Origin of the sequence: Klebsiella sp. 141162 (assembly GCF_050600755.1) — a bacterium.
In the GTDB taxonomy this organism is placed as follows: domain Bacteria; phylum Pseudomonadota; class Gammaproteobacteria; order Enterobacterales; family Enterobacteriaceae; genus Klebsiella; species Klebsiella aerogenes.
The window spans coordinates 53,716-76,157 of the sequence record NZ_JAQIRI010000006.1; the positions used below are offsets into that span (position 1 = coordinate 53,716).

The window sequence follows — 22,442 nt, forward strand, 5'->3', positions numbered from 1 at the left end:
CTTAATATGAATAACCCCGGCGACCGGCAGTTGCCGACCCCAACAGGGTCGGCGTTATCTTAGCGAACCATGCAAGGACGTTTGTTATCAAAGGTCCAGTTCGGGATTAAATATTGCATCGCCATGGCGTCATCACGAGCGCCCAGGCCATGTTTCTTATATAGCTCATTAGCCTGCATCACGCGGTCCATATCCAGCTCAACGCCTAAACCTGGCGTCGTCGGCACCTGCACCATACCGCCTTTGATTTCAAACGGCTGTTTGGTCAAACGCTGGTTGCCCTCCTGCCAGATCCAGTGGGTATCGATAGCGGTAATTTTACCCGGCGCCGCCGCGGCCACATGGGTAAACATCGCCAACGACACATCGAAGTGGTTATTAGAGTGCGAACCCCAGGTCAGGCCAAATTCATGACACATTTGCGCCACGCGCACCGATCCCTGCATGGTCCAGAAGTGCGGGTCAGCCAGCGGAATATCCACCGATTGTAACGACAGCGTATGGCCCATCTGCCGCCAGTCGGTGGCAATCATGTTGGTTGCGGTCGGCAGCCCGGTCGCCCGACGGAATTCGGCCATCACTTCGCGGCCGGAGAAACCTTGCTCAGCGCCGCATGGGTCTTCCGCATAGGCCAGTACGCCTTTCAGCTGCTTGCCTATCTGGATGGCTTCATCCAGCAGCCAGGCGCCGTTCGGGTCGAGGGTCACGCGCGCGTCTGGGAAACGCTTCGCCAGCGCGCTAATGGCTTCGGCTTCTTCAAAACCGGCCAGTACCCCGCCCTTCAGTTTAAAGTCATTGAAACCATATTTTTCGTAAGCGGCCTCCGCCAGGCGAACTACCGCATCCGGCGTCATCGCCTCTTCATGACGAATACGGTACCAGTCGCACTGCTCATCCGGTTGGCTTTGATAAGCCAGCGGCGTCGCGTGGCGGTTGCCGACGAAGAACAGATAGCCAAGCATTTCGACTTCGCTCCGCTGCTGACCGTCGCCAAGCAGAGAAGCAACGTTCACGCCCAGATGCTGGCCCAGCAGATCCAGCAGCGCCGCTTCAATCCCGGTCACCACGTGAATAGTGGTGCGCAGATCGAAGGTTTGCAGGCCGCGGCCGCCGGCATCGCGGTCGGCAAACTGGTTACGCACGGCATTCAGCACATTTTTGTACTCGCCCAGCGTTTTCCCCACTACCAGCGGCGCGGCGTCTTCCAGCGTCTGGCGGATCTTTTCGCCGCCGGGAATTTCGCCGACGCCGGTATGCCCGGAGTTATCTTTGATGATAACGATATTACGGGTGAAGTACGGCGCGTGCGCGCCGCTCAGGTTCATCAGCATGCTGTCATGCCCGGCGACCGGGATAACCTGCATAGCGGTCACAATTGGCGTTGAAGATGATGTAGTCATGACGTAATCCTTTTTAATTAATGACGGCCGAAAACGGGGCGTTTACGGTCGAATGTCCAACCGGGAATCAGGTACTGCATCGGGCCCGCATCATTACGCGCGCCGCCAGGCAGCGCCTTATAGGCCTCATGAGCTTTATGCACCTGTTCCCAGTCCAGCTCCACGCCGAGTCCCGGCGCGTCTGGCACGGCGATTTTGCCGTTGATAATTTGCAGCGGATTTTGCGTCAGGCGCGAATCGCCCTCCTGCCAAATCCAATGGGTATCGATAGCGGTCGGCTTGCCCGGCGCCGCGGCGCCGACGTGGGTAAACATCGCCAGCGAAATATCAAAATGGTTGTTCGAGTGGCAGCCCCAGGTCAGCCCCCAGTCATCGCACAGCTGCGCCACCCGCACCGCGCCCGAGAGCGTCCAGAAGTGCGGGTCAGCCAGCGGAATATCGACGGCGTTGAGCATCACCGCATGCCCCATCTCGCGCCAGTTAGTGGCTATCATGTTGGTCGCCACCGGTAACCCGGTTGCGCGACGGAACTCGGCCATCACTTCCCGGCCGGAAAAGCCCTGTTCCGCGCCGCACGGATCTTCGGCATAGGTCAGGACATCCTGCAGCCCTTTGCACAGCATAATAGCTTCATCCAACAGCCAGGCGCCGTTCGGATCAACGGTAATGCGCGCGTCAGGGAAGCGTTTTTTCAGCGCGCGAGCGGTGTCGATCTCCTGCTCGCCAGGTAATACGCCTCCTTTTAACTTAAAGTCTTTAAAGCCGTAGCGATCCTGAGCCGCCTCCGCCAGTCGCACCACCGCGTCGCTATTCAACGCCTGCTGATGACGCAGGCGATACCATTCGTGGTTGCCTGGCGTCCGCTCAAGGTATCCGAGATCGGTTTTTTCGCGGTCGCCGATATAGAACAGGTAGCCCAGCACGGTCACCGCATCACTCTGTTTGCCGGGCCCAAGCAGTTCGCAGACCGGGACATTCAACACCTTGCCAAGCAGGTCGAGCAGCGCGGCTTCCAGCGCCGCCACCGCATTGACTTTCAATTCGAAGGTCCATGCGCCTTTGCCGAAGGTGTCGAAATCCGCCGCCTGGTTGCCTTTATGTACCTGCTGCACCACGCGGTTGAGGCGAGCGACTTCCTGCCCAACTACCTGCGGAATCGCCTCCACCAGCGTCTGATAGATGACTTCGCCGCCGGGCGCTTCGCCGACGCCGGTATGGCCAGCGTTATCGGTTAACACCACGATGTTGCGGGTAAACCAGGCGTTATGCGCGCCGCCGATATTCATCAGCATGCTGTCGCGCCCGGCGACCGGAATCACCTTCATTTCGGTAACGATTGGGCTGGATTGGGTATTCATGATTAACGCCCCGCAACCGGTTTAAGTTCGATACGTTTGATATCGCCCACCAGCACCAGGTAGCTGAGAACCGCCACCAGCGCATGGATACCGACGTAAATCAGCGCGCCGTTGAAAGAGCCGGTGGTGCCGACGATATAGCCGATAGCGATAGGGGTTACGATGCCGGAAATATTGCCGAACATGTTGAACAGACCGCCGGACAGGCCGCTAATCTCTTTCGGCGCAGTGTCCGCCATTACCGCCCAGCCCAGCGCGCCGATGCCTTTACCAAAGAAGGCCATCGCCATAAAGCCGATGATCATCCATTCCACATTCACGTAATTACACATCAGCATGGTCATGGACAACAGCATGCCCAGCACTATCGGCGTTTTGCGCGCAATATTCAGCGAGCCGGTACGGCGCATCAACCAGTCGGAAATAATCCCGCCCAACACGCCGCCGACAAAGCCGCACACCGCCGGAATCGAGGCGACAAAGCCCGCTTTAAGGATCGACATGCCGCGCGCCTGCACCAGATAAACCGGGAACCAGGTGATAAAGAAGTAGGTTAAGGCGTTGATGCAGTACTGACCGATATAGATCCCGACCATCATTCGCGAGCCAATCAGCTGCTTGATTTGGCCCATTTTTACGCTAAAAGGCACCTTCTGCGCACTGCTCTTTTGATCCATGTTGATCAACGCGCCGCCTTCGGCGATGTAGTCCAGTTCTTTCTGGTTCACGCCTGGATGGTTATTCGGATCGTGGATCACTTTCAGCCACACGAAGCTGATGACAATACCCAGTCCGCCCATAAAGAAGAATACGTGCGACCAGCCCACTTCATGGGTCAACCACCCCATAATCGGCGCGAAAATAACGGTAGCAAAATACTGCGCGGAGTTAAAAATCGATACCGCCGTCCCTCTCTCCTGCGCCGGGAACCAGGCGGCCACAATACGGCTATTGCCCGGGAACGAGGGCGATTCGGCAAGGCCGACGAGGAAGCGCAGGGTAAACAGCGCGATGATAATGCCAAAGCCGCTAAAGATATCCACGAAACCCTGCAGCAGGGTAAACACGGACCAGATAAAGATGGACCAGAAATAGACGCGTTTAGAACCAAAGCGGTCAAGCAGCCAGCCTCCAGGGATCTGTCCGATCACATAGGCCCATGAAAACGCGGAGAAAACGTAACCCATGCCAACAGGATCGAGGCCGATATCCCTGGCCATTTCAGAACCGGCGATCGACAGCGTCGCGCGGTCGCCATAGTTAAAGGATGTGACGATAAACAGCATCACCACTATCCAATAGCGAGCATTGGTGCGCTTTTCAGCGGCGCTCGCAGCCTGACTTAATGAACTCATTGTTGTACTCCTGAATCATAGCGTTTAGCTACGTTCATTCTGAACAGCACAACCTGTAGGGTAATCAGAATGACGTGTTAGTGTTTTTTTCGTTATATCTGGCGTACTGCTTTTGTCACTGGCAGGAAAAGTATAAAAAGAGGCCTCGACGGGCTCACCGTGCATATACACAGCTTTAGCGGGCGGAACTGCGTTAGTTTGTGGCGCATGCCTAAGGTTGTGGGGAGTAGTTCACGGAAATGGAAAACCGTCGCCTGCTTAGAGGAAGATGGGCAATATAACCTTCAGAGTGTGAATCCCCTCTCTTGACGCCGGGGAAACGCAAAGAAAAAAGCCATAGCGATGGCGTGGTTATCAGGCACATGCCCGAAGCCGGGAGGAATGGAGAACGTTAAGATAAGCCTGACCGTTTATCCGGCCACTGGCAGCTTAAGCGCGCCCTCTACGTAGGGAGAGGGCGTTCTTAATAGGATTAGTCGAGCAGTTTCGCCCACCCTTCTACCCAAGGATTGGAAACGCTTTCCGGTTCCGGGTCTTCGCTGGCGTCGATGGTGAGCATCTCGCCGATACGTCGCGCGCCCTGTTCCTGCAGCAGCGCATCAAAAGTTTTACCGCCGCCGCAGAAATTAGCGTAGGTGCTATCGCCAAGCGCGATAATGCCGTAGCGCAGATGCGGCTGATACATATCTTTAATGCCTTCATACAGCGGAACGATACTGTCCGGCAAATCGCCCTGCCCGGTGGTCGACGTCACGACCAGCACGTACTTGCCGGTATAGGATTCCCAGTCTTTCACTTCCGGGTCCTCAAATACCGTCGCTTTATGCCCCAGCCCGCTCAGAATGGCTTCCGCCTCCTCGGCGACCAACAGCGAGTTTCCGTACATTGTGCCGACAAAAATTCCGACTTCTGCCATAGTGATTATCTCCCTGGATTATCCGCGATACTCTCATCCTGACCGCTGTCGTCGGCAAACTCAACCCTTTCATTTAGCGGGAGAAGCCCCCGCCAGCCAAACTGCGACAGCGCGCGCATCCAGACGTCATCCAGACCCGCACGAATCGTTAGCGGCTCGCCGGTAAAGGGATGCGTTAATGACAGCTGGCTGGCGTGCAGCATCAGACGATTGCAGCCGAAATGTTCAGCGGCGCTGCGGTTTTGCCGTAAATCGCCATGTTTGCTGTCGCCGAGGATCGGATGGCGCAGATGAGCCAAATGACGACGCAGCTGATGTTTACGCCCCGTTTTCGGCTCCAGCTCCACCAGCCCGTAGCGGGTGGTCGGGTAACGGCCGGTGGCGACCGGCATTTCTACCGTTGCCAACCCGCGATAGTGGGTCACCGCCGGCTGCGGGCCTTTATCCTCACGAGCGAACTTATCGGCGATTTTGTCCAGCTCTTCCACCAGCGGGTAATCCAGCACATCCTCTTCAGTCAGCCAGCCGCGAACGATCGCGTGATAACGTTTTTGCATCTGGTGTTGCTCAAACTGCTGCGCCAGCAGCCTGCCCGCCTCGCTCGATAATCCCATCAGCAGCACGCCGGAAGTCGGTCGGTCCAGACGATGAGCGGTGAAGACGTGCTGGCCGATTTGATCGCGCACGGTCTGCATCACCACCACTTTCTCATCGCGGTCCAGCCAGCTGCGGTGCACCAGCCAGCCGGAAGGCTTATTCACCGCCACCAGCCACTCGTCCTGATAAATGATCTCCAGCATCAGGCGTCGTCGTCCGCGAATAACGCATCCAGCAGCAGTAGCTCGGCTACGATAGGTTCGCGCGCCGGATGAGCTTTATCCAGCGCCATCTCGTAATAAGGCGCGACGGCAAAGTTCTGCGGCAGCGGCATACCGCTGGCGATCAGTTGATGCAGACGCGGGATCAGCACCCACTGCAGCCATTCCAGCGGTTCGAGCGTGTCCAGGCAAAACGGCTGTTCGCTGGCGAAAGCGCTGCTATACGGCGCCTGTTCCTGCCAGTGGTTTGTTTCGCGCAGCAGCGCTTCAATGGCGTGCAGGCGATCGCGCACGCTAGCGTGAAGGGTCATGGGGAAACCTCGATGAATTGTAAACCGGGCGCAGGATAGCAAATCCGCGAGAGAAATAAAAAAAGGGAGCACTGTATAAACAGTGCTCCCGGTTCGTTTTGCAGCATTCCAGCTACATTGGTGCTCCCTGCTCGTCCTTGAAAACTTTTCCTGAGGTCTCCTGACCAAGTTCATCCTTAAACTAGCGCATCCTGCTTTCACACCACCCCGATGTGAAATAACTTATCCCTAAGTGTGTCCAGATCTTCCTGATCCACCGTTCATCCTGAGCGGCTCTCGTTCTCCATCCTGGAGGTGTCCATTACGCAATCCTGCGTTATCCTTGCTTCATCCTGAAGCCTGTCCTTGCAACGCCATCCCGGCGGGTCCTGCAGAAGAGCCATCATCCTGATGTTCTCTTCATTTCGCGACTCCCTGTCGACGTACATAGGATCACTGATTCCGCCTCTTCTTACAAGACTTACTACGACAATCTCTTAAGATTAGTGGCCAGACTAAAAGACCATATAATTATCAAATCATTTTATAACAATAAGTTAGATGTAATCCTTACGTTTAAAATTGCTGAAAATGATGACGATCTCTTACAGGTCTTGTAAGAGATCTCTCACAAACAACCAGGGTAAATGGATTACAGAAGGGGCTCAAGCTGATTCAGGAAACTCGCAAGTGAGTGAGAAAGGGTCTCTCTTTTTCGGGTTCCGAGCGTCTCTTTAATGACTTCGCCGCTCAGATTGCAGACCGAAATAACCTCCAGTTCGCTATCCAGCGTGGCGATAAACAGCGTCGGCGATAGCTTGAGGCGTTTTTGCACCACCAGGTGACCAATAAGGTTTTCCTGCACTCGCTGGAAGTCATCCGGGCTCCAGGCCTGCAATAAAGTAAGGTCCTGTGCCGCAAAGCGGGCGTGCATATCGCCAGCGAACTGAGTGGTATAATAACTATGAATTGGCTGTTGTACCACAATCTCCAGCGCTCGTTCAACTCCATCGAGATGGCGTGCTAACGTAAACGGCTGCGGCTGCCAGAAAACGGCATCGTTTTCACTGGCGCTGATACAGGGAGATGGGATGCCATAAAGGTCTTCGCTACGCGGCAGGCTGGCATAACGCTGCTGCCACGCATCGCAGTAACGTTGGGTAAATGATTGCAGCGCTTCTATGGTCTGATGATCCACCGGTTTCTCTCTTCACGTTAGACAGGATACACTTGGCATATAGTGTACCCGCTTTACTATGGTGAAACATGTCTTCTTACGATAATCATCAGGCGCTGGCCGGCCTGACGCTCGGTAAATCAACGGATTACCGTGATACCTATGACGCTTCGTTGCTGCAGGGCGTGCCGCGCAGCCTGAACCGCGACCCGCTTGGCCTGCATGCCGATAATCTGCCGTTCCACGGCGCCGATATCTGGACGCTGTACGAGCTGTCGTGGCTGAATGGCAAAGGCCTGCCGCAGGTCGCCGTCGGCTACGTGGAGCTGAGCGATACCACCGTCAATCTGGTGGAATCGAAAAGCTTCAAACTGTACCTGAACAGCTTCAACCAGACCCGCTTCGCCGACTGGCAGGAAGTCCAGGCCACGCTGACCCGCGATCTCAGCGCCTGCGCCCAGGGCGAGGTCAAGGTTTCGCTGTACCGCCTGGATGAGCTGGAAGGGCAACCGATCGCTCATCTGCACGGCGCCTGCATCGACGATCAGGATATCGAGATTGATAACTATCAGTTCAGCGCCGACTACCTGCAGGACGCGGCCAGCGGCAAAGTCGTCGAAGAGACGCTGGTCAGCCATCTGCTGAAATCAAATTGTCTGATCACCCACCAGCCAGACTGGGGCTCGGTACAGATTCAGTATCGCGGGCCGAAAATCGATCGCGAAAAACTGCTGCGCTATCTGGTGTCGTTCCGCCATCACAATGAATTCCACGAACAATGCGTCGAACGCATCTTTAATGATGTGCTGCGTTTCTGCCGTCCGGAATCGCTTTCTGTGTACGCTCGCTACACCCGCCGCGGCGGCCTGGATATTAATCCGTGGCGCAGTAACGGTGAATTCGTGCCGGCAACCGGCCGTCTGGCGCGGCAATAAGCGAAATTTTTCACACTTTGCGTGCGTTAACGCGTACGCAAGGTTGTGGAAAGACTACGGCCAGGGCTATTGTAATCACAGGAAGACGATAATCGTCCTGTAAGGAGTTCACTTGATTACACACGTTAGCCCGCTTGGTTCAATGGATATGCTGTCACAGCTGGAAGTGGATATGCTTAAACGCACCGCCAGTAGTGACCTGTATCAACTCTTTCGCAACTGCTCGCTTGCTGTGCTCAACTCGGGGAGCCTGACCGATAACAGCAAGGAGCTACTGTCTCGTTTTGAAAACTTCGATATTAACGTGCTGCGCCGCGAACGCGGCGTGAAGCTGGAACTGATCAACCCGCCGGAAGACGCTTTCGTCGATGGCCGTATTATCCGTTCCCTGCAGGCCAACCTGTTTGCCGTGCTGCGCGATATCCTGTTCGTCTACGGGCAGATCCACAACACCGTCCGCTTCCCGAATCTCGATCTCGAAAGCTCAATTCACATCACCAACCTGGTGTTCTCGATTCTGCGTAACGCCCGCGCGTTACACGTCGGCGAAGCGCCGAATATGATTGTCTGCTGGGGCGGCCACTCTATTAATGAAAATGAGTACCTGTACGCGCGCCGCGTCGGTACCCAGCTTGGCCTGCGCGAACTGAATATCTGCACCGGCTGCGGGCCAGGCGCCATGGAAGCGCCAATGAAAGGCGCCGCCGTCGGCCACGCCCAGCAGCGCTATAAAGACAGCCGCTTTATCGGCATGACCGAACCTTCCATTATCGCCGCTGAGCCGCCAAACCCGCTGGTCAACGAACTGATCATCATGCCGGATATCGAAAAGCGTCTCGAAGCGTTCGTACGCATCGCCCACGGTATTATCATCTTCCCGGGCGGCGTGGGTACTGCGGAAGAGCTGCTTTATCTGCTGGGCATCCTGATGCATCCGGATAACAAATCTCAGGTGCTGCCGCTTATCCTCACCGGGCCGAAAGAGAGCGCCGACTACTTCCGCGTGCTGGACGAGTTCATCGTTCATACCCTCGGCGAATCGGCTCGCCGCCACTACCGCATTATTATCGACGATGCCGCTGAAGTGGCGCGCCAGATGAAAAAAGCGATGCCATTGGTCAAAGAGAGCCGCCGCGAAACCGACGACGCCTATAGCTTCAACTGGTCGATTCGTATCTCGCCGGACCTGCAGATGCCGTTTGATCCAACGCACGACAATATGGCCAATCTCAAACTTTATCCGGACCAACCGGTGGAAGTTCTGGCCGCCGACCTGCGCCGCGCCTTCTCCGGTATTGTCGCCGGCAACGTGAAAGAAGTCGGTATTCAGGCTATCGAGAAATATGGCCCTTACAAGCTGCATGGCGATCCGGAAATGATGCGCCGCATGGACGATCTGCTGCAGGGCTTCGTTGCCCAGCACCGCATGAAGCTTCCGGGCGGCAGCGCCTACATTCCGTGCTACGAAATCTGCTCCTGATAATGTAATACCTCTCCCGGGCGGCGGTCGATCCCCTGCCCGGGCACTCCCGCCCGTAATTTCCAGTTAATTAATTTTTCTAATTAATGATTCGTAGAGTTTCCACATAGCCAATCGTTTGCGTTTCCAAAAAGAGCAATAAAATTCACCATAAAAATAACATTATGGCGAAAAAACGTCGTTTACATCACTTTTTTGCAGCAAAAACCTCGTTATTTGGTAACAGAGCTTTTATCTCATGTGCTGCAAATGATAGCCTTCGCGCCACATTTATCTGGCTGATCACCATAAACAGACTGTTGGGCTAAAAACGTTCAGGTTTAAAGTGGATTATTGCATTTGGGATCCCGATCACTGATGTATTTTCCATATAAATGTATCTTGCCGCCCAATTGTTACGGAGAAAATTTCTAAAAAACCGTAAAGCAGCGAATTTCATATTATTTAATCGTTTTTATTTACTAGATTTTGTTGATTCCTCCAGGAGATACAGATGGAAACCACACAAACCAGCACTATCGTTTCGGGTGAAACCCGCAGCGGATGGCGCAAAACGGATACCATGTGGATGCTGGGCCTGTACGGCACGGCGATCGGCGCGGGCGTTTTGTTCCTGCCAATCAACGCCGGCGTCGGCGGTATGATCCCACTGATTATCATGGCGATTCTGGCCTTCCCGATGACCTTCTTCGCACACCGCGGTATGACCCGCTTCGTGCTTTCCGGTAAAAACCCGGGCGAAGACATCACTGAAGTCGTTGAAGAACACTTTGGCGTGGGCGCAGGTAAACTGATTACTCTGCTCTACTTCTTCGCAATCTACCCGATCCTGCTGGTTTATAGCGTGGCGATCACCAACACCGTCGAAAGCTTCATGGCGCACCAGCTGCACATGACGCCGCCGCCGCGCGCCATTCTGTCGCTGATCCTGATTGTCGGCATGATGACCATCGTTCGTTTCGGCGAGCAGATGATCGTTAAGGCAATGAGCATCCTGGTATTCCCGTTCGTTATCGCGCTGATGATCCTGGCTCTGTACCTGATCCCGCAGTGGAACGGCGCGGCGCTGGAAACCCTGTCGCTGAGCAGCGCGTCAACAACCGGTAACGGTCTGCTGATGACCCTGTGGCTGGCGATCCCGGTGATGGTCTTCTCCTTTAACCACTCGCCGATCATCTCCTCCTTCGCGGTAGCGAAGCGTGAAGAATACGGCGAAGGCGCAGAGAAGAAATGCTCCAGCATCCTGGCGCGCGCTCACATCATGATGGTGCTGACCGTTATGTTCTTCGTCTTCAGCTGCGTACTGAGCCTGTCTCCGGCAGACCTGGCGGCGGCGAAAGAGCAGAACATCTCGATTCTGTCTTACCTGGCGAACCACTTTAACGCACCGGTTATCGCCTGGATGGCGCCGATCATCGCGATGATCGCTATCACCAAATCCTTCCTCGGCCACTACCTGGGCGCTCGTGAAGGTTTCAATGGCATGGTGATTAAGTCTCTGCGCGGCAAAGGCAAAACCATCGAAATCAACAAACTGAACAAGCTGACCGCGCTGTTTATGCTGGTCACCACCTGGATTGTGGCAACGCTGAACCCGAGCATCCTCGGCATGATTGAGACCCTGGGCGGTCCAATTATCGCGATGATCCTGTTCCTGATGCCGATGTACGCAATCCAGAAAGTTCCGGCCATGCGCAAATACAGCGGCCACATCAGCAACGTCTTCGTTGTGATTATGGGCCTGATTGCCATCTCCGCGATTTTCTACTCTCTGTTCAGCTAATTCTTTTAAGACCTCCCCTCGCGCCGCTTAACGGCGGCGCGCTTTCCGACAGTACTGGAATACATCATGATCAGCGTATTCGATATTTTCAAAATCGGCATTGGCCCATCCAGCTCCCATACCGTTGGACCGATGAAAGCGGGCAAACAATTTACTGACGACCTGATTGCGCGCGGCCTGCTGGCCGACGTCAGCAAAGTCGTCGTCGACGTTTACGGCTCCCTGTCTCTGACCGGTAAAGGCCACCATACCGATATCGCCATTATCATGGGACTGGCCGGCAATCTGCCGGATACCGTCGACATCGACGCGATCCCGGGCTTTATCCAGGACGTTAATACCCACGGCCGCCTGCTGCTGGCGAACGGCCAGCACGAAGTCGAGTTCCCTGTCGACCAGTGCATGAATTTCCATGCCGACAACCTGTCTCTGCATGAGAACGGCATGCGCATTACCGCGCTGGGCGACGACAAGGTGCTCTACAGCCAGACCTACTACTCCATCGGCGGCGGTTTTATCGTCGATGAAGAGCACTTCGGCCTGACCACCGAAGCGCCAGTTGCCGTACCTTATCCGTACAAAAACGCCGCCGATCTGCAGAAACACTGCAATGAAACCGGCCTGTCGCTCTCCGGGCTGATGATGCAGAACGAGCTGGCGCTGCACAGCAAAGAAGAGCTGGAACAGCACTTCGCCGCGGTATGGGAAGTGATGAGCGCCGGTATCGAGCGCGGTATCACCACTGAAGGCGTGCTCCCGGGCAAACTGCGCGTTCCGCGCCGCGCCGCCGCCCTGCGCCGTATGCTGGTGAGCCAGGACAATACCAACAGCGACCCAATGGCGGTAGTGGACTGGATCAACATGTTCGCGCTGGCGGTAAACGAAGAGAACGCCGCCGGCGGGCGTGTCGTCACCGCGCCAACTAACGGCGCCTGCGGTATCGTTCCGGCGGTACTGGCCTACTACGACAAGTTTATCCGCAAGGTGAACGCTAACTCTCTGGCCCGCTATATGCTGGTCGCCAGCGCCATTGGTTCGCTGTACAAGATGAACGCCTCTATCTCCGGCGCCGAAGTCGGCTGCCAGGGCGAAGTCGGCGTGGCCTGCTCGATGGCGGCGGCCGGTCTGGCGGAGCTGCTGGGCGCTAGCCCGGCCCAGGTGTGCATCGCCGCGGAAATCGGTATGGAACATAACCTCGGCCTGACCTGCGACCCGGTTGCCGGCCAGGTGCAGGTACCGTGCATCGAGCGTAACGCTATCGCGGCGGTCAAAGCGGTTAACGCCGCGCGTATGGCCCTGCGCCGTACCAGCGAACCGCGCGTGTGCCTCGATAAGGTTATCGAGACCATGTATGAAACGGGCAAAGATATGAACGCCAAGTACCGCGAAACCTCTCGCGGCGGCCTGGCGATGAAAATCGTCGCCTGCGATTAACGCCTCTGGCCCGGCACGCTTCGGCATGTCGGGCCAACTCTCCTCCAGCCCTGGCTCATTCTGCGAGCCTGCTTCCCGAACTTCGCTCTACCAATAGCCTCGTATTGCCACCGATGTTACCCTTATAGCCTGAGAACAAAGGGAGATATCTTGTGGCTGTTCATCTGTTAATTGTCGACGCGCTCAACCTGATCCGCCGTATTCATGCGGTGCAGGGTTCCCCCTGCGCGGATACCTGCCTGCACGCCCTCGAACAGCTTATCGTCCACAGCCAGCCGACGCATGCCGTGGCGGTGTTCGACGATGAAGACCGCGCTCACGGCTGGCGCCACCAGCGGCTGCCGGAATATAAAGCCGGGCGCGCGCCGATGCCGGAAACGCTGGAAGCGGAAATGCCGGCGCTGCGGGCGGCTTTTGAACAGCGCGGAATACGCTGCTGGGCGCTGCCCGGCAGCGAAGCGGACGATCTGGCGGCCACGCTCGCCGTTAAAGTTGCCCAGGCGGGGCATCAGGCTACCATTGTCTCGACCGATAAAGGCTACTGTCAGCTGCTGTCGCCGACCATTCGCATCCGCGATTATTTCCAGAAACGCTGGCTGGATGCGCCGTTTATCGCCAATGAATTCGGCGTGACGCCGGAGCAACTGCCGGACTACTGGGGTCTGGCGGGGATTAGCAGTTCGAAAGTACCGGGCGTTGCCGGGATTGGGCCGAAAAGCGCGGCGCAGCTGTTAACGGATTATCAGGATTTAGAAGGCATCTACGCGCGGCTTGCGGATGTGCCGGAGAAGTGGCGTAAGAAGCTTGAAGAGCATAAAGAGATGGCGTTTACCTGCCGGGAAATCGCCCGCCTGCAAACGGACTTACAGCTCGATGGCAACCTGCAGCAGCTGCGGTTGCCATCCGCGTGATCCCCGGCCGTGCTGATGCGTGACCGGGGCTGCTGAGCGCTGATTAGCGCTCGTCGCGGCGGCCGCCGACCGCCGCCCACAGGCGACGCACGTGCACGGTCACTTCTTCACGGTCGTGATACAGCTGACGGGCCTGAATCTGCGCGTTAATACCGTGCTCATCAAGCTGCGCCTGGATATAGGCCAGGTTTTGCGACACCTCTTCATAGCGCTTTTTCATCGGCAGCTTGAGGTTAAAAATGGTCTCGCGGCACCAGCCGTTCACCAACCACTGAGCCATTAACGCCGCCACTTTCGCCGGTTTCTCAACCATGTCGCACACCATCCACGAGATGTTGTTGCGGTTCGGACGATAGCGGAAGCCATCTTCACGTAGCCAGGTCACCTGTCCGGTATCCATCAGGCTCTGCGCCATCGGGCCGTTATCGACCGAAGAGACCCACATGTTGCGCTTCACCAGCTGATAGGTCCAGCCGCCCGGGCAGGCGCCGAGATCCACCGCGTACATGCCATTCGCCAGACGCTCGTCCCACTCATCCGCCGGAATGAAGACGTGAAATGCCTCTTCCAGCTTCAGCGTCGAACGGCTCGGCGCATCGGAAGGGAACTTCAGGCGCGGGATCCCCATATAAAACGGCGAGTTGTTATTGCTAAAGGAGTAGCCGGTATAGCAACAGCCGGGTGCGATAAAGAACACGTGCACCACCGGACGCTTAGGCGTTTCATAGTTAGTCAGCACGCCAGCTTCACGCAGCGCCGCGCGCAGCGGCACCGTGAACTTGCGGCAGAACTTCATCAGCTCTTTGCTTTCATTGGTATCCGCGACCTCAACGCGCAGATCGCCGCCCTTTTCCACCACGCCCTGCAGCATGCCGACGATCGGCGTGATGCGGTCTTCCGGCGGCAGGTCGCGCAGCAGTTCGCCAACGACGAACATCTGACGCGCGAAAATCAGCGAGCTAAACGGCAGATCGCGCACCAGCTTCTCGCCGTCGCCCTGTTGATAGCACTCAAAAATCACATAGCCGGAGTCGTCTTTGACCCGGGCAAAACCAAATACCTCAAGGCGGGCTGCCTTATCGGTAATTTCTGCTGCGCACTCTTTCTCAAACCCGGGGCGACAATAGAGGACAACCTTATTCATGAACAACGCCCTTACGTTTCAGACGAATTGCACCAATTAACATTAATACCCAACCGGCAAGGAAGCAGACGCCGCCTACCGGGGTAACGAACGCCCACAGGCGTAAATGCGACAGCGCCAGACAATATAAGCTGCCGCTGAACAACACGGTTCCCAGCGCCAAAAACACGCTGCTCCAGTAAAACCAGATGCTTATCCGCCGCTGCATGGCGACAGACAGGCCTAAAATCGCCAGCGTATGAAACGCCTGATACTCAAGGCCGGTGTGGATCCAGGCCATTTCGGCCGCACCCAGCGATTTACTTAATACGTGTGCGCCAAAGGCGCCCAGAGCCACAAAGATAAAGCCGCTGATGGCGGCAAAAATCAGCATAAAACGGCTGGTCATGTTGATACCCTACAAAGTCAGTTAACGCCTGGTCATCAGGCCGTTATTGTTCGTAACGAAAGCGGAATTTTTCTTGTTCGCTCGCCGCCTTCGCTAAAATCCACTGGCGGAAAGCGGCTATTTTACCCAGTTCAGCCTGACTGTCATGACAAACAAGGTAAAACGCGTTCTTACTGACCAGAACATCATTAAACGGGCAGACCAAACGGCCTGCTTCAATTTCGGACTGGGCCATAACGTTATTGGCCAGTGCGACGCCTTGTCCATGGATTGCCGCCTGCAGCACCATCGCGCTGTGGCTGAATATCGGTCCCTGTTGCACATTGATATGATTTAGACCCAGTTGCCGGGTATAAGTTTGCCAGTCGCGGCGAGAGGCATCATGTAACAGCGTATGTTGCGCCAGATCGGCAGGCGTTTTCAACGCTTTGTCGCCGGTTAACAGCAATGGCGAACAAACCGGCAGTAAATATTCGGCGTACAGTTTTTCAACACGCAACCCCGGCCAATTGCCGCGGCCATAGAAAATCGCCACGTCGACGTCGTCGGCCAGTTTATCTTCCTGACGGTCCACCGCCTGGATCCGCACGTCGATCCCCGGATAAGCTGAGTTAAAGCTTGAGAGTCGCGGCACCAGCCACTGAATGGCGAAACTGGGCAATAAACTAACAGTTAGCGCCCCTTTCGCGCTGCGCGCCTGCAGTTTACGCGTCGCTTCGGTGAGCTGCGAAAAAATCTCTTTAATATCCTGAAAATAGCTTTGCCCCTCTTCCGTTAACAGCAGCGAGCGATTGCGTCGACGAAACAGCTTCAGGCCCAGAAAGTCCTCTAGTGACTTGATTTGGTGACTTACTGCGGCCTGCGTCACAAAAAGCTCATCGGCTGCGCGAGTGAAGCTCAGATGACGTGCGGCTGCATCAAAAACACGTAATGCATTCAGAGGTGGTAATCGCTTCGACATGGTTATTCTGACTGAGATGTTAACGAGTTTTAACAAATAGGAAACAACAGTTAACCTATTAGTTTTTTTTATCTGAGCCATTATAAATTGTCCGTTGAGGTTCTACCAGCAAATACCTATAGTGGCGGCACTTCCTGAGCCGGAACGAAAAGCTTTTTTTGGAATGCGTGTTCCAACAAGCTTTTGGCTTACGGTTGTGATGTTGTGTTGTTGTGTTTGCAATTGGTCTGGGTTTGCAGACCATGGTAGCAAGGCTACCTTTTCACTTCCTGTACATTTACCCTGTCTGTCCATAGTGATTTAATGTAGCACCGCAATGCGCGGTGCTTTTTTTTGCCGAAAAATCACCGTTCTCCCCGCCTCCTCGCTATCACCAGCCTTGCCCTAATGGGGAATTTGCGCGACGATCGTGATATCGATATGAGGAATTCCATGAACGCATTCAATCCCGCCCACTTCCGCGCCCAGTTTCCAGCCCTGGCGGATGCCGGCGTCTATCTGGATAGCGCGGCGACGGCGCTAAAACCGCTGGCCGTAATCGATGCCAGCGACCAGTTTTATCGCCTGAGCGCCGGCAACGTCCACCGCAGCCAGTTTGCCGCCGCCCAGCGTCTTACCGAGCGCTACGAGGCGGCGCGCGAACGCGTCGCAGGCTGGCTTAACGCCCCTTCCGGCAAAGATATCGTCTGGACCCGCGGCACCACCGAAGCTATCAATATGGTCGCGCAGAGCTACGTGCGCCCGCGCCTGCATCCTGGTGATGAAATAATCGTCAGCGAAGCCGAACACCACGCCAACCTGGTACCGTGGCTGATGGTTGCCGAACAAACCGGCGCGCGGGTGGTCAAGTTGCCGCTGGGCGCCGATCGTCTGCCGGATATCGCGCAACTCCCTTCGCTTATCTCTTCACGCAGCCGGGTGCTGGCGATTGGCCAGATGTCTAACGTCACCGGCGGCTGCCCCGACCTGCAGCGTGCCATTGCTCTCGCCCATCAGGCGGGAATGATAGTGATGGTTGACGGCGCGCAGGGCGCGGTGCACTTCCCGGCCGACGTGCAGGCGCTGGATATCGATTTTTATGCCTTCTCCGCCCACAAGCTGTATGGACCAACGGGTATTGGCGCGCTATACGGCAAAAGCGACCTGCTGGCGGAAATGTCGCCATGGCTCGGCGGCGGCAAAATGATTACTGAAGTCTCATTCGATGGTTTTAAAACCCAGCCCGCCCCCTGGCGGCTTGAAGCCGGGACGCCCAACGTCGCCGGCGTTATCGGCCTCAGCGCCGCGCTGGAATGGCTGCAGGAAATCGATCTTGCACAGGCGGAAAACTGGAGCCGTAGCCTGGCGACGCTTGCGGAAGACGAGCTGGCAAAGCGGCCCGGTTTTCGTTCGTTCCGCTGTCAAGATTCGAGCCTGCTGGCCTTTGATTTCAAGGGCGTACACCATAGCGATATGGTTACGCTGCTGGCGGAGTCCGGCATTGCGCTGCGCGCCGGGCAGCATTGCGCGCAACCACTGCTGGCGGCATTAGGCGTCAGCGGTACGCTGCGCGCCTCATTCGCGCCGTACAATACGCAAGATGATGTTTATGCGCTGGTGCACGCTATCGACCGCGCGCTGGAAATACTGGTGGATTAATGATGACCTCGCAACCTTTAAGCGCCGCGCTCAGCGAAGCAACGCTGCGCCAGACCTTCGCCCCGCTGACTCAGTGGGAAGATAAGTACCGCCAGTTGATTTTAGTGGGTAAGAAACTGCCGCCATTAACGGACGCCCAGCGGACGCAGGCGAAAGAGATTGCCGGCTGCGAAAACCGCGTCTGGCTCGGGTATCAGGTTGATGCCGAGGGCAAGATGCACTTCTTTGGCGATAGCGAAGGGCGTATTGTGCGCGGCCTGCTGGCGGTGCTGTTAGCCGCCTGCGAAGGAAAAAGCGCCGCTGAGATTTTAGCGAAAGATCCGTTGGCGCTATTCGATGAGCTGGGTTTGCGCGGGCAGCTTAGCGCCTCGCGCACCCAGGGGCTGCAGGCGCTAAGCGACGCGGTGCTCTCCGCCGCCCGCGAGGGCTAATTCAAACGCCGTCTTCCCGGCTTGCGCTACGCTGAGCCGGGCTACGTTTCTGCGCCGTCCGGAAAAAGTCCCTCAGGCTATCCCCCCTGACGCTGCGCTTTCGCCAACATCTTCTTCAACGCATGGGATACGGCGACAAAACCAAAAGTCGCCGTCACCATCGTCGCCGCGCCAAAACCGGAGGCACAATCCATCCGCTTCGGCCCTTCCGCCGTGCTTTTCATTGCGCAGACGCTGCCATCCGCCTGCGGGTAGACCAACGCTTCGGTCGAGAAGACGCAATCGATGCCCAGCTTTCCTTTACTATTCTTCACTACGCCGAACTGGCTTTTCAGCCGCTCACGCAGTTTTGCCGCCAGCGGATCCTGAATAGTTTTCGCCAAATCGGCCACCTGGATCTGCGTCGGATCGATTTGACCGCCGGCTCCGCCGGTCGTCACCAACGGCACTTTATAACGACGGCACCAGGCGATTAGCGCCGCTTTTGGCCTGACGCTATCGATAGCGTCGATAACATAGCTAAAGCCCGCTCCCAGGTATTCCGCCACGTTCTCCGGCGTGATGAAATCATCTATCACCGTAACCCGGCACTCCGGGTTAATCAGACGTATACGCTCGGCCATCACTTCCGCTTTCGCCAGCCCAACGTTACCGCCAAGGGCGTGGATTTGGCGATTGGTATTGGTGACGCAAACATCATCCATATCAATCAGCGTAATCGCGCCAATCCCGGTTCGCGCCAGCGCTTCCGCCGCCCATGAACCGACGCCGCCGATGCCGACCACGCAGACATGCGCCTCGGCAAAACACTGCAGCGCCTTTTCGCCATATAAACGCGCCGTGCCGCCAAACCGCTGGCGCCAGGCATCGCTGATTACTACAGACATAAAACCTCAGAATAAAGTAGAGACCCCGGATCCGGCGCGTTACGCGGATCCGGGTTAGAAACATACGGACGTTTAAACGTTAACCGCTAAAGACGCTACCGGCGCCTGGCGCGTTTTTCAGCACCCACACGCGGCCATAGTGGTTATACCAACCGGCGCGATGACCGGCATCCGGGCCAATGCCCTGGTAGATATCGAAGTGCTGGCCTTTAATCGCCCCGCCGACATCCAGCGCCACCATCAGGCGTAGCTCGTACTGACCGTTAAACTTACCGTTATTATCCAGCAGAGGCACCTCGGCCAGCAAGGTGGTTCCCGGCGGAATAATCGAACGGTCAGAGGCGACCGACGCGCGGCCAATCAACGGTACCGCGCTGGCCCCTTTCACCGGCGCGTAGGACTGCGGTTTAAAGAAGACGAAAGATGGGTTCTGTTCCAGCAGCTCGCGGACTTCCGCTTCGCTATGCTTTTCGCCCCATTCACGGATCGCCTGCATCGACATATCTTCCCGCTTCACTTCGCCGCGGTCGATAAGCACTTTACCGATACTACGGTAGGGCCAGCCGTTTTTCCCGGCGTAGCTGAAGAAGTTAAGCGGCGAACCGTCGCCGAAATCGATATAGCCGCTGCCCTGAACGTCCATGATGAAGTTATCCATCAGCGAGTTGCTGTACGCCAGCACGTAGTTATCGCTGAGCGCTCCGGCATAGATGCTGGCGCGGGAAGGGAGCTTGCCGTTTTTCGGCGGCATACGGTAAATAGGATACTGGAACTCGCCCTGGCGAGTGTGGCGGGCCTGTACGACCGGGGTGTAGTAGCCGGTAAACTGCACGTTGCCGTAGTTATCGGCACCCTGCATCTGCCAGGCATCAATACCAAACTGGCGTAACGTGCGGGTATCGCCGCCGGAACGCAGCCACTCCTGAATCGCGTTATAAACGCTGCTCTGGCTGTTATAGAGACGCGGAGAGGCGCTACGAATCTGACCAACCTGCTGGGAGAAGTCGCCGGCGTTAATCGGCGCGCCTACCGCATCAGGTTGGTTTACCAATGAAAACGGCTGGGTAAACTTGCCATCACTATATTGCTGACCGCGATCGGTCGGTTTCGAGGAACAGGCGGCGAGCATCGCCAACATCGCCCCCGTCGCTACATATTTTGCCCAACGTCCTTTCATGGTATCTCTTCTTTATTGCTGCTAAGCCTTAGTGCGTGATGAAGATAACAAACCCATGCGGCTAATGAAATGCGCGAAAGCGAGCTGCAGCCCAAATTGTGTAAAAATCCGCCCATCACTGTCTACTTAGTCGCCATTTTTTACAAAATTGACGATTTCTACGAAAAAAGGTTGCATCAGAACGCTAGCGGAGTATAGTGCGCTTCCACGGACGCGGGGTGGAGCAGCCTGGTAGCTCGTCGGGCTCATAACCCGAAGGTCGTCGGTTCAAATCCGGCCCCCGCAACCAATTAAAATCTGAAGTAAATCTACTTGATGGAAGAGTAGACGCGGACGCGGGGTGGAGCAGCCTGGTAGCTCGTCGGGCTCATAACCCGAAGGTCGTCGGTTCAAATCCGGCCCCCGCAACCAATTACAATCAGAAGCAAATTTACTCGATGGAAGAGTAAACACGGACGCGGGGTGGAGCAGCCTGGTAGCTCGTCGGGCTCATAACCCGAAGGTCGTCGGTTCAAATCCGGCCCCCGCAACCAACACAATGAACACCCTCAAGGGTGTTTTTTTTGTTTCTGTCGTCCGTAGATACCGCTACAAAAAAAGCGCCCGAAGGCGCTATTTTTTTATCCGCGTCTGGCCAACGTCGCCCCATCGGCAAAGTAGGCTTTGATCCCCGCCAGAATCGACTCCGCCACTTCCTGCTGGAATTTCGCGGTCTTCAGTTTACGCTCTTCTTCAACGTTACTGATAAAGGCCGTTTCGACCAGAATCGAAGGAATATCCGGCGCTTTCAGTACCGCAAAGCCCGCCTGCTCCACCTGATTTTTATGCAGCTTATTAATATTGCCCATTTTTTGCAGCACCGCTTTACCAAATTTCAGGCTGTCGGCGATGGTCAGGGACTGCACCATATCGAACATGGTGTGGTCAACGTAACGATCGCCGCTCTTGCTGACCCCGCCGATTAAGTCCGAGGCGTTCTGCGTTTGCGCGAGGTATTTTGCGGCGGTACTGGTAGCGCCCTTGGTCGAGAGCGCGAACACCGAAGAGCCGCTCGGCTGACGGCTGGTAAAGGCGTCGGCGTGAATCGAAACGAACAGGTCGGCACGCTGCTTCTGCGCCTTGGCGACGCGCACCTTCAAGGGAATAAACACGTCTTCGTTACGGGTCATAAAGACCTTCATATTGCCTTCACGCTCAATGAGCGCGCGCAATCGACGGGCAATCTGCAGCACCACGTCTTTCTCACGAGTACGGTATTTACCAATCGCGCCGGAGTCTTCACCGCCATGGCCGGGATCGAGCATGATAACGATAGGACGATCGCGCCCGGCTTTCCCCGGCTGCGGCCCGCTCTCTGCCGGCGGTACCTGACGTTCCAGATCGCCTTTGTTGTAATCTTCCAGCAGCGCCAGCAGCGGATCCTGCACATCGGTGGCCGTAGAGGGATAAAGATCCATCACCAGACGCTCTTTAAAACCGGCGACCGGCGCCAGCGCAAACAGCTGCGGCTTGACGTTTTGTTTCAGTTCAAACACCATCCGCACGGTTTGCGGGTCGAACTGGCCCACGCGCGCGGATTTAATATACGGGTCGTCGTCGCGAATCTGCCCGCCCATCCCTTTCAGGACCGAGTTCAGGTTAACGCCTTCAATATCAACCACCACTCGCTCAGGATTGCTTAACGCAAACTGCCGATATTTCAGTACATGATTGGATTCCACCGTGACGCGGGTGTAGGTCGACGACGGCCAGATACGCACCGCGACAACCTGCGCGGCGGCGGCCAAACCGACCGGACTCACACTCATTAACCACATGGCGCCCGCCCCTTGTAAAAAACGACGGCGGCTTAATCCCGACTTGTATCCCGACATGCCACTCCCAAGCAAAAAAACGCGTTTGAAGCCAAAATGAACAGATTGACCGGAAACTTTAACCAAAGCCGCATAACCTGTCATC

General features: G+C 56.1%; 20 protein-coding genes and 3 tRNA genes. 10 read left to right on the top strand and 13 right to left on the bottom strand.

Annotated elements, in window-relative coordinates; translation table 11 throughout:
* Window positions 1-59: 59 nt before the first annotated feature.
* The 7 genes from gudD to syd form a co-directional block, all read right to left on the bottom strand.
* Window positions 60-1,400, bottom strand: a complete 1,341-nt coding sequence (gene gudD / locus PGR23_RS16865) for a glucarate dehydratase (RefSeq protein ID WP_396279449.1) — start codon at window positions 1,398-1,400, stop codon at window positions 60-62.
* 17 nt (window positions 1,401-1,417) lie between these two features.
* Window positions 1,418-2,758 (bottom strand): enolase C-terminal domain-like protein, encoded by a 1,341-nt coding sequence (locus PGR23_RS16870; protein WP_396279448.1) that lies wholly within the window; start codon window positions 2,756-2,758, stop codon window positions 1,418-1,420.
* Window positions 2,759-2,760: 2 nt separating this feature from the next.
* A complete protein-coding gene (locus tag PGR23_RS16875; RefSeq protein WP_045397599.1) occupies window positions 2,761-4,113 on the bottom strand; it encodes an MFS transporter in 1,353 nt (450 codons plus the stop codon).
* Between the two features lie 472 nt (window positions 4,114-4,585).
* Window positions 4,586-5,029, bottom strand: a complete 444-nt coding sequence (locus PGR23_RS16880; protein WP_396279447.1) for a flavodoxin — start codon at window positions 5,027-5,029, stop codon at window positions 4,586-4,588.
* A gap of 5 nt (window positions 5,030-5,034) precedes the next feature.
* Window positions 5,035-5,829, bottom strand: a complete 795-nt coding sequence (gene truC, locus PGR23_RS16885; RefSeq protein WP_045397602.1) for a tRNA pseudouridine(65) synthase TruC — start codon at window positions 5,827-5,829, stop codon at window positions 5,035-5,037.
* Window positions 5,829-6,158, bottom strand: coding sequence for a YqcC family protein (locus PGR23_RS16890; RefSeq protein WP_396279446.1), 330 nt, complete (start codon window positions 6,156-6,158; stop codon window positions 5,829-5,831). The genes truC and PGR23_RS16890 overlap by 1 nt, the downstream gene beginning before the upstream one ends.
* A gap of 631 nt (window positions 6,159-6,789) precedes the next feature.
* Window positions 6,790-7,335, bottom strand: coding sequence for a SecY-interacting protein (gene syd / locus PGR23_RS16895; protein ID WP_047044234.1), 546 nt, complete (start codon window positions 7,333-7,335; stop codon window positions 6,790-6,792).
* A gap of 68 nt (window positions 7,336-7,403) precedes the next feature.
* Here syd and queF point away from each other — a divergent pair, with 68 nt between their 5' ends.
* The 5 genes from queF to xni all read left to right on the top strand — a co-directional run bounded on the left by queF (window position 7,404) and on the right by xni (window position 13,857).
* Complete coding sequence (queF, locus tag PGR23_RS16900; RefSeq protein WP_047078974.1) at window positions 7,404-8,249, top strand: NADPH-dependent 7-cyano-7-deazaguanine reductase QueF; 846 nt, start codon at window positions 7,404-7,406, stop codon at window positions 8,247-8,249.
* Between the two features lie 112 nt (window positions 8,250-8,361).
* Window positions 8,362-9,729 (top strand): nucleotide 5'-monophosphate nucleosidase PpnN, encoded by a 1,368-nt coding sequence (gene ppnN / locus PGR23_RS16905; RefSeq protein WP_045377482.1) that lies wholly within the window; start codon window positions 8,362-8,364, stop codon window positions 9,727-9,729.
* Between the two features lie 493 nt (window positions 9,730-10,222).
* A complete protein-coding gene (locus PGR23_RS16910) occupies window positions 10,223-11,512 on the top strand; it encodes an HAAAP family serine/threonine permease (protein ID WP_045377485.1) in 1,290 nt (429 codons plus the stop codon).
* A 66-nt stretch (window positions 11,513-11,578) separates the two neighbouring features.
* Complete coding sequence (locus tag PGR23_RS16915; RefSeq protein WP_045397617.1) at window positions 11,579-12,946, top strand: L-serine ammonia-lyase; 1,368 nt, start codon at window positions 11,579-11,581, stop codon at window positions 12,944-12,946.
* A gap of 152 nt (window positions 12,947-13,098) precedes the next feature.
* Window positions 13,099-13,857, top strand: coding sequence for a flap endonuclease Xni (xni, locus tag PGR23_RS16920; RefSeq protein ID WP_045397621.1), 759 nt, complete (start codon window positions 13,099-13,101; stop codon window positions 13,855-13,857).
* A 43-nt stretch (window positions 13,858-13,900) separates the two neighbouring features.
* On the opposite strand, the gene rlmM is transcribed toward xni, so the two are convergent.
* Genes rlmM through gcvA form a run of 3 tightly spaced genes read right to left on the bottom strand, consistent with a single transcriptional unit; the run spans window position 13,901 to window position 16,350 of the window.
* Window positions 13,901-15,001 (bottom strand): 23S rRNA (cytidine(2498)-2'-O)-methyltransferase RlmM, encoded by a 1,101-nt coding sequence (gene rlmM / locus PGR23_RS16925; protein ID WP_015369947.1) that lies wholly within the window; start codon window positions 14,999-15,001, stop codon window positions 13,901-13,903.
* Window positions 14,994-15,389 (bottom strand): DUF423 domain-containing protein, encoded by a 396-nt coding sequence (locus PGR23_RS16930; RefSeq protein WP_015369946.1) that lies wholly within the window; start codon window positions 15,387-15,389, stop codon window positions 14,994-14,996. The genes rlmM and PGR23_RS16930 overlap by 8 nt, the downstream gene beginning before the upstream one ends.
* A gap of 43 nt (window positions 15,390-15,432) precedes the next feature.
* Window positions 15,433-16,350, bottom strand: a complete 918-nt coding sequence (gcvA, locus tag PGR23_RS16935; RefSeq protein WP_015369945.1) for a glycine cleavage system transcriptional regulator GcvA — start codon at window positions 16,348-16,350, stop codon at window positions 15,433-15,435.
* Between the two features lie 432 nt (window positions 16,351-16,782).
* On the opposite strand from gcvA, the gene csdA reads away from it, so the two are divergent.
* Window positions 16,783-17,988 (top strand): cysteine desulfurase CsdA, encoded by a 1,206-nt coding sequence (csdA, locus tag PGR23_RS16940; protein WP_320483158.1) that lies wholly within the window; start codon window positions 16,783-16,785, stop codon window positions 17,986-17,988.
* Window positions 17,988-18,419: a cysteine desulfurase sulfur acceptor subunit CsdE gene (gene csdE / locus PGR23_RS16945; RefSeq protein ID WP_047044222.1), complete on the top strand. Its 432-nt coding sequence runs from the start codon at window positions 17,988-17,990 to the stop codon at window positions 18,417-18,419. Before csdA ends, csdE begins: the two co-directional genes overlap by 1 nt.
* Before the next feature lie 77 nt (window positions 18,420-18,496).
* Here the strand turns inward: csdE and tcdA are convergent, their stop codons facing one another.
* Both tcdA and mltA read right to left on the bottom strand, forming a co-directional pair.
* A complete protein-coding gene (tcdA, locus tag PGR23_RS16950; RefSeq protein ID WP_047078971.1) occupies window positions 18,497-19,306 on the bottom strand; it encodes a tRNA cyclic N6-threonylcarbamoyladenosine(37) synthase TcdA in 810 nt (269 codons plus the stop codon).
* 79 nt (window positions 19,307-19,385) lie between these two features.
* Window positions 19,386-20,483 (bottom strand): murein transglycosylase A, encoded by a 1,098-nt coding sequence (gene mltA / locus PGR23_RS16955; RefSeq protein ID WP_045377497.1) that lies wholly within the window; start codon window positions 20,481-20,483, stop codon window positions 19,386-19,388.
* 212 nt (window positions 20,484-20,695) lie between these two features.
* Here mltA and PGR23_RS16960 point away from each other — a divergent pair.
* The 3 genes from PGR23_RS16960 to PGR23_RS16970 all read left to right on the top strand — a co-directional run bounded on the left by PGR23_RS16960 (window position 20,696) and on the right by PGR23_RS16970 (window position 21,016).
* A tRNA-Met gene (locus PGR23_RS16960) sits at window positions 20,696-20,772 on the top strand.
* 45 nt (window positions 20,773-20,817) lie between these two features.
* Window positions 20,818-20,894, top strand: a tRNA-Met gene (locus PGR23_RS16965).
* A 45-nt stretch (window positions 20,895-20,939) separates the two neighbouring features.
* Window positions 20,940-21,016: transfer RNA gene (locus PGR23_RS16970), tRNA-Met, on the top strand.
* A gap of 87 nt (window positions 21,017-21,103) precedes the next feature.
* Here the strand turns inward: PGR23_RS16970 and amiC are convergent.
* A complete protein-coding gene (gene amiC, locus PGR23_RS16975; RefSeq protein ID WP_015703319.1) occupies window positions 21,104-22,357 on the bottom strand; it encodes an N-acetylmuramoyl-L-alanine amidase AmiC in 1,254 nt (417 codons plus the stop codon).
* Window positions 22,358-22,442 lie beyond the last annotated feature (85 nt).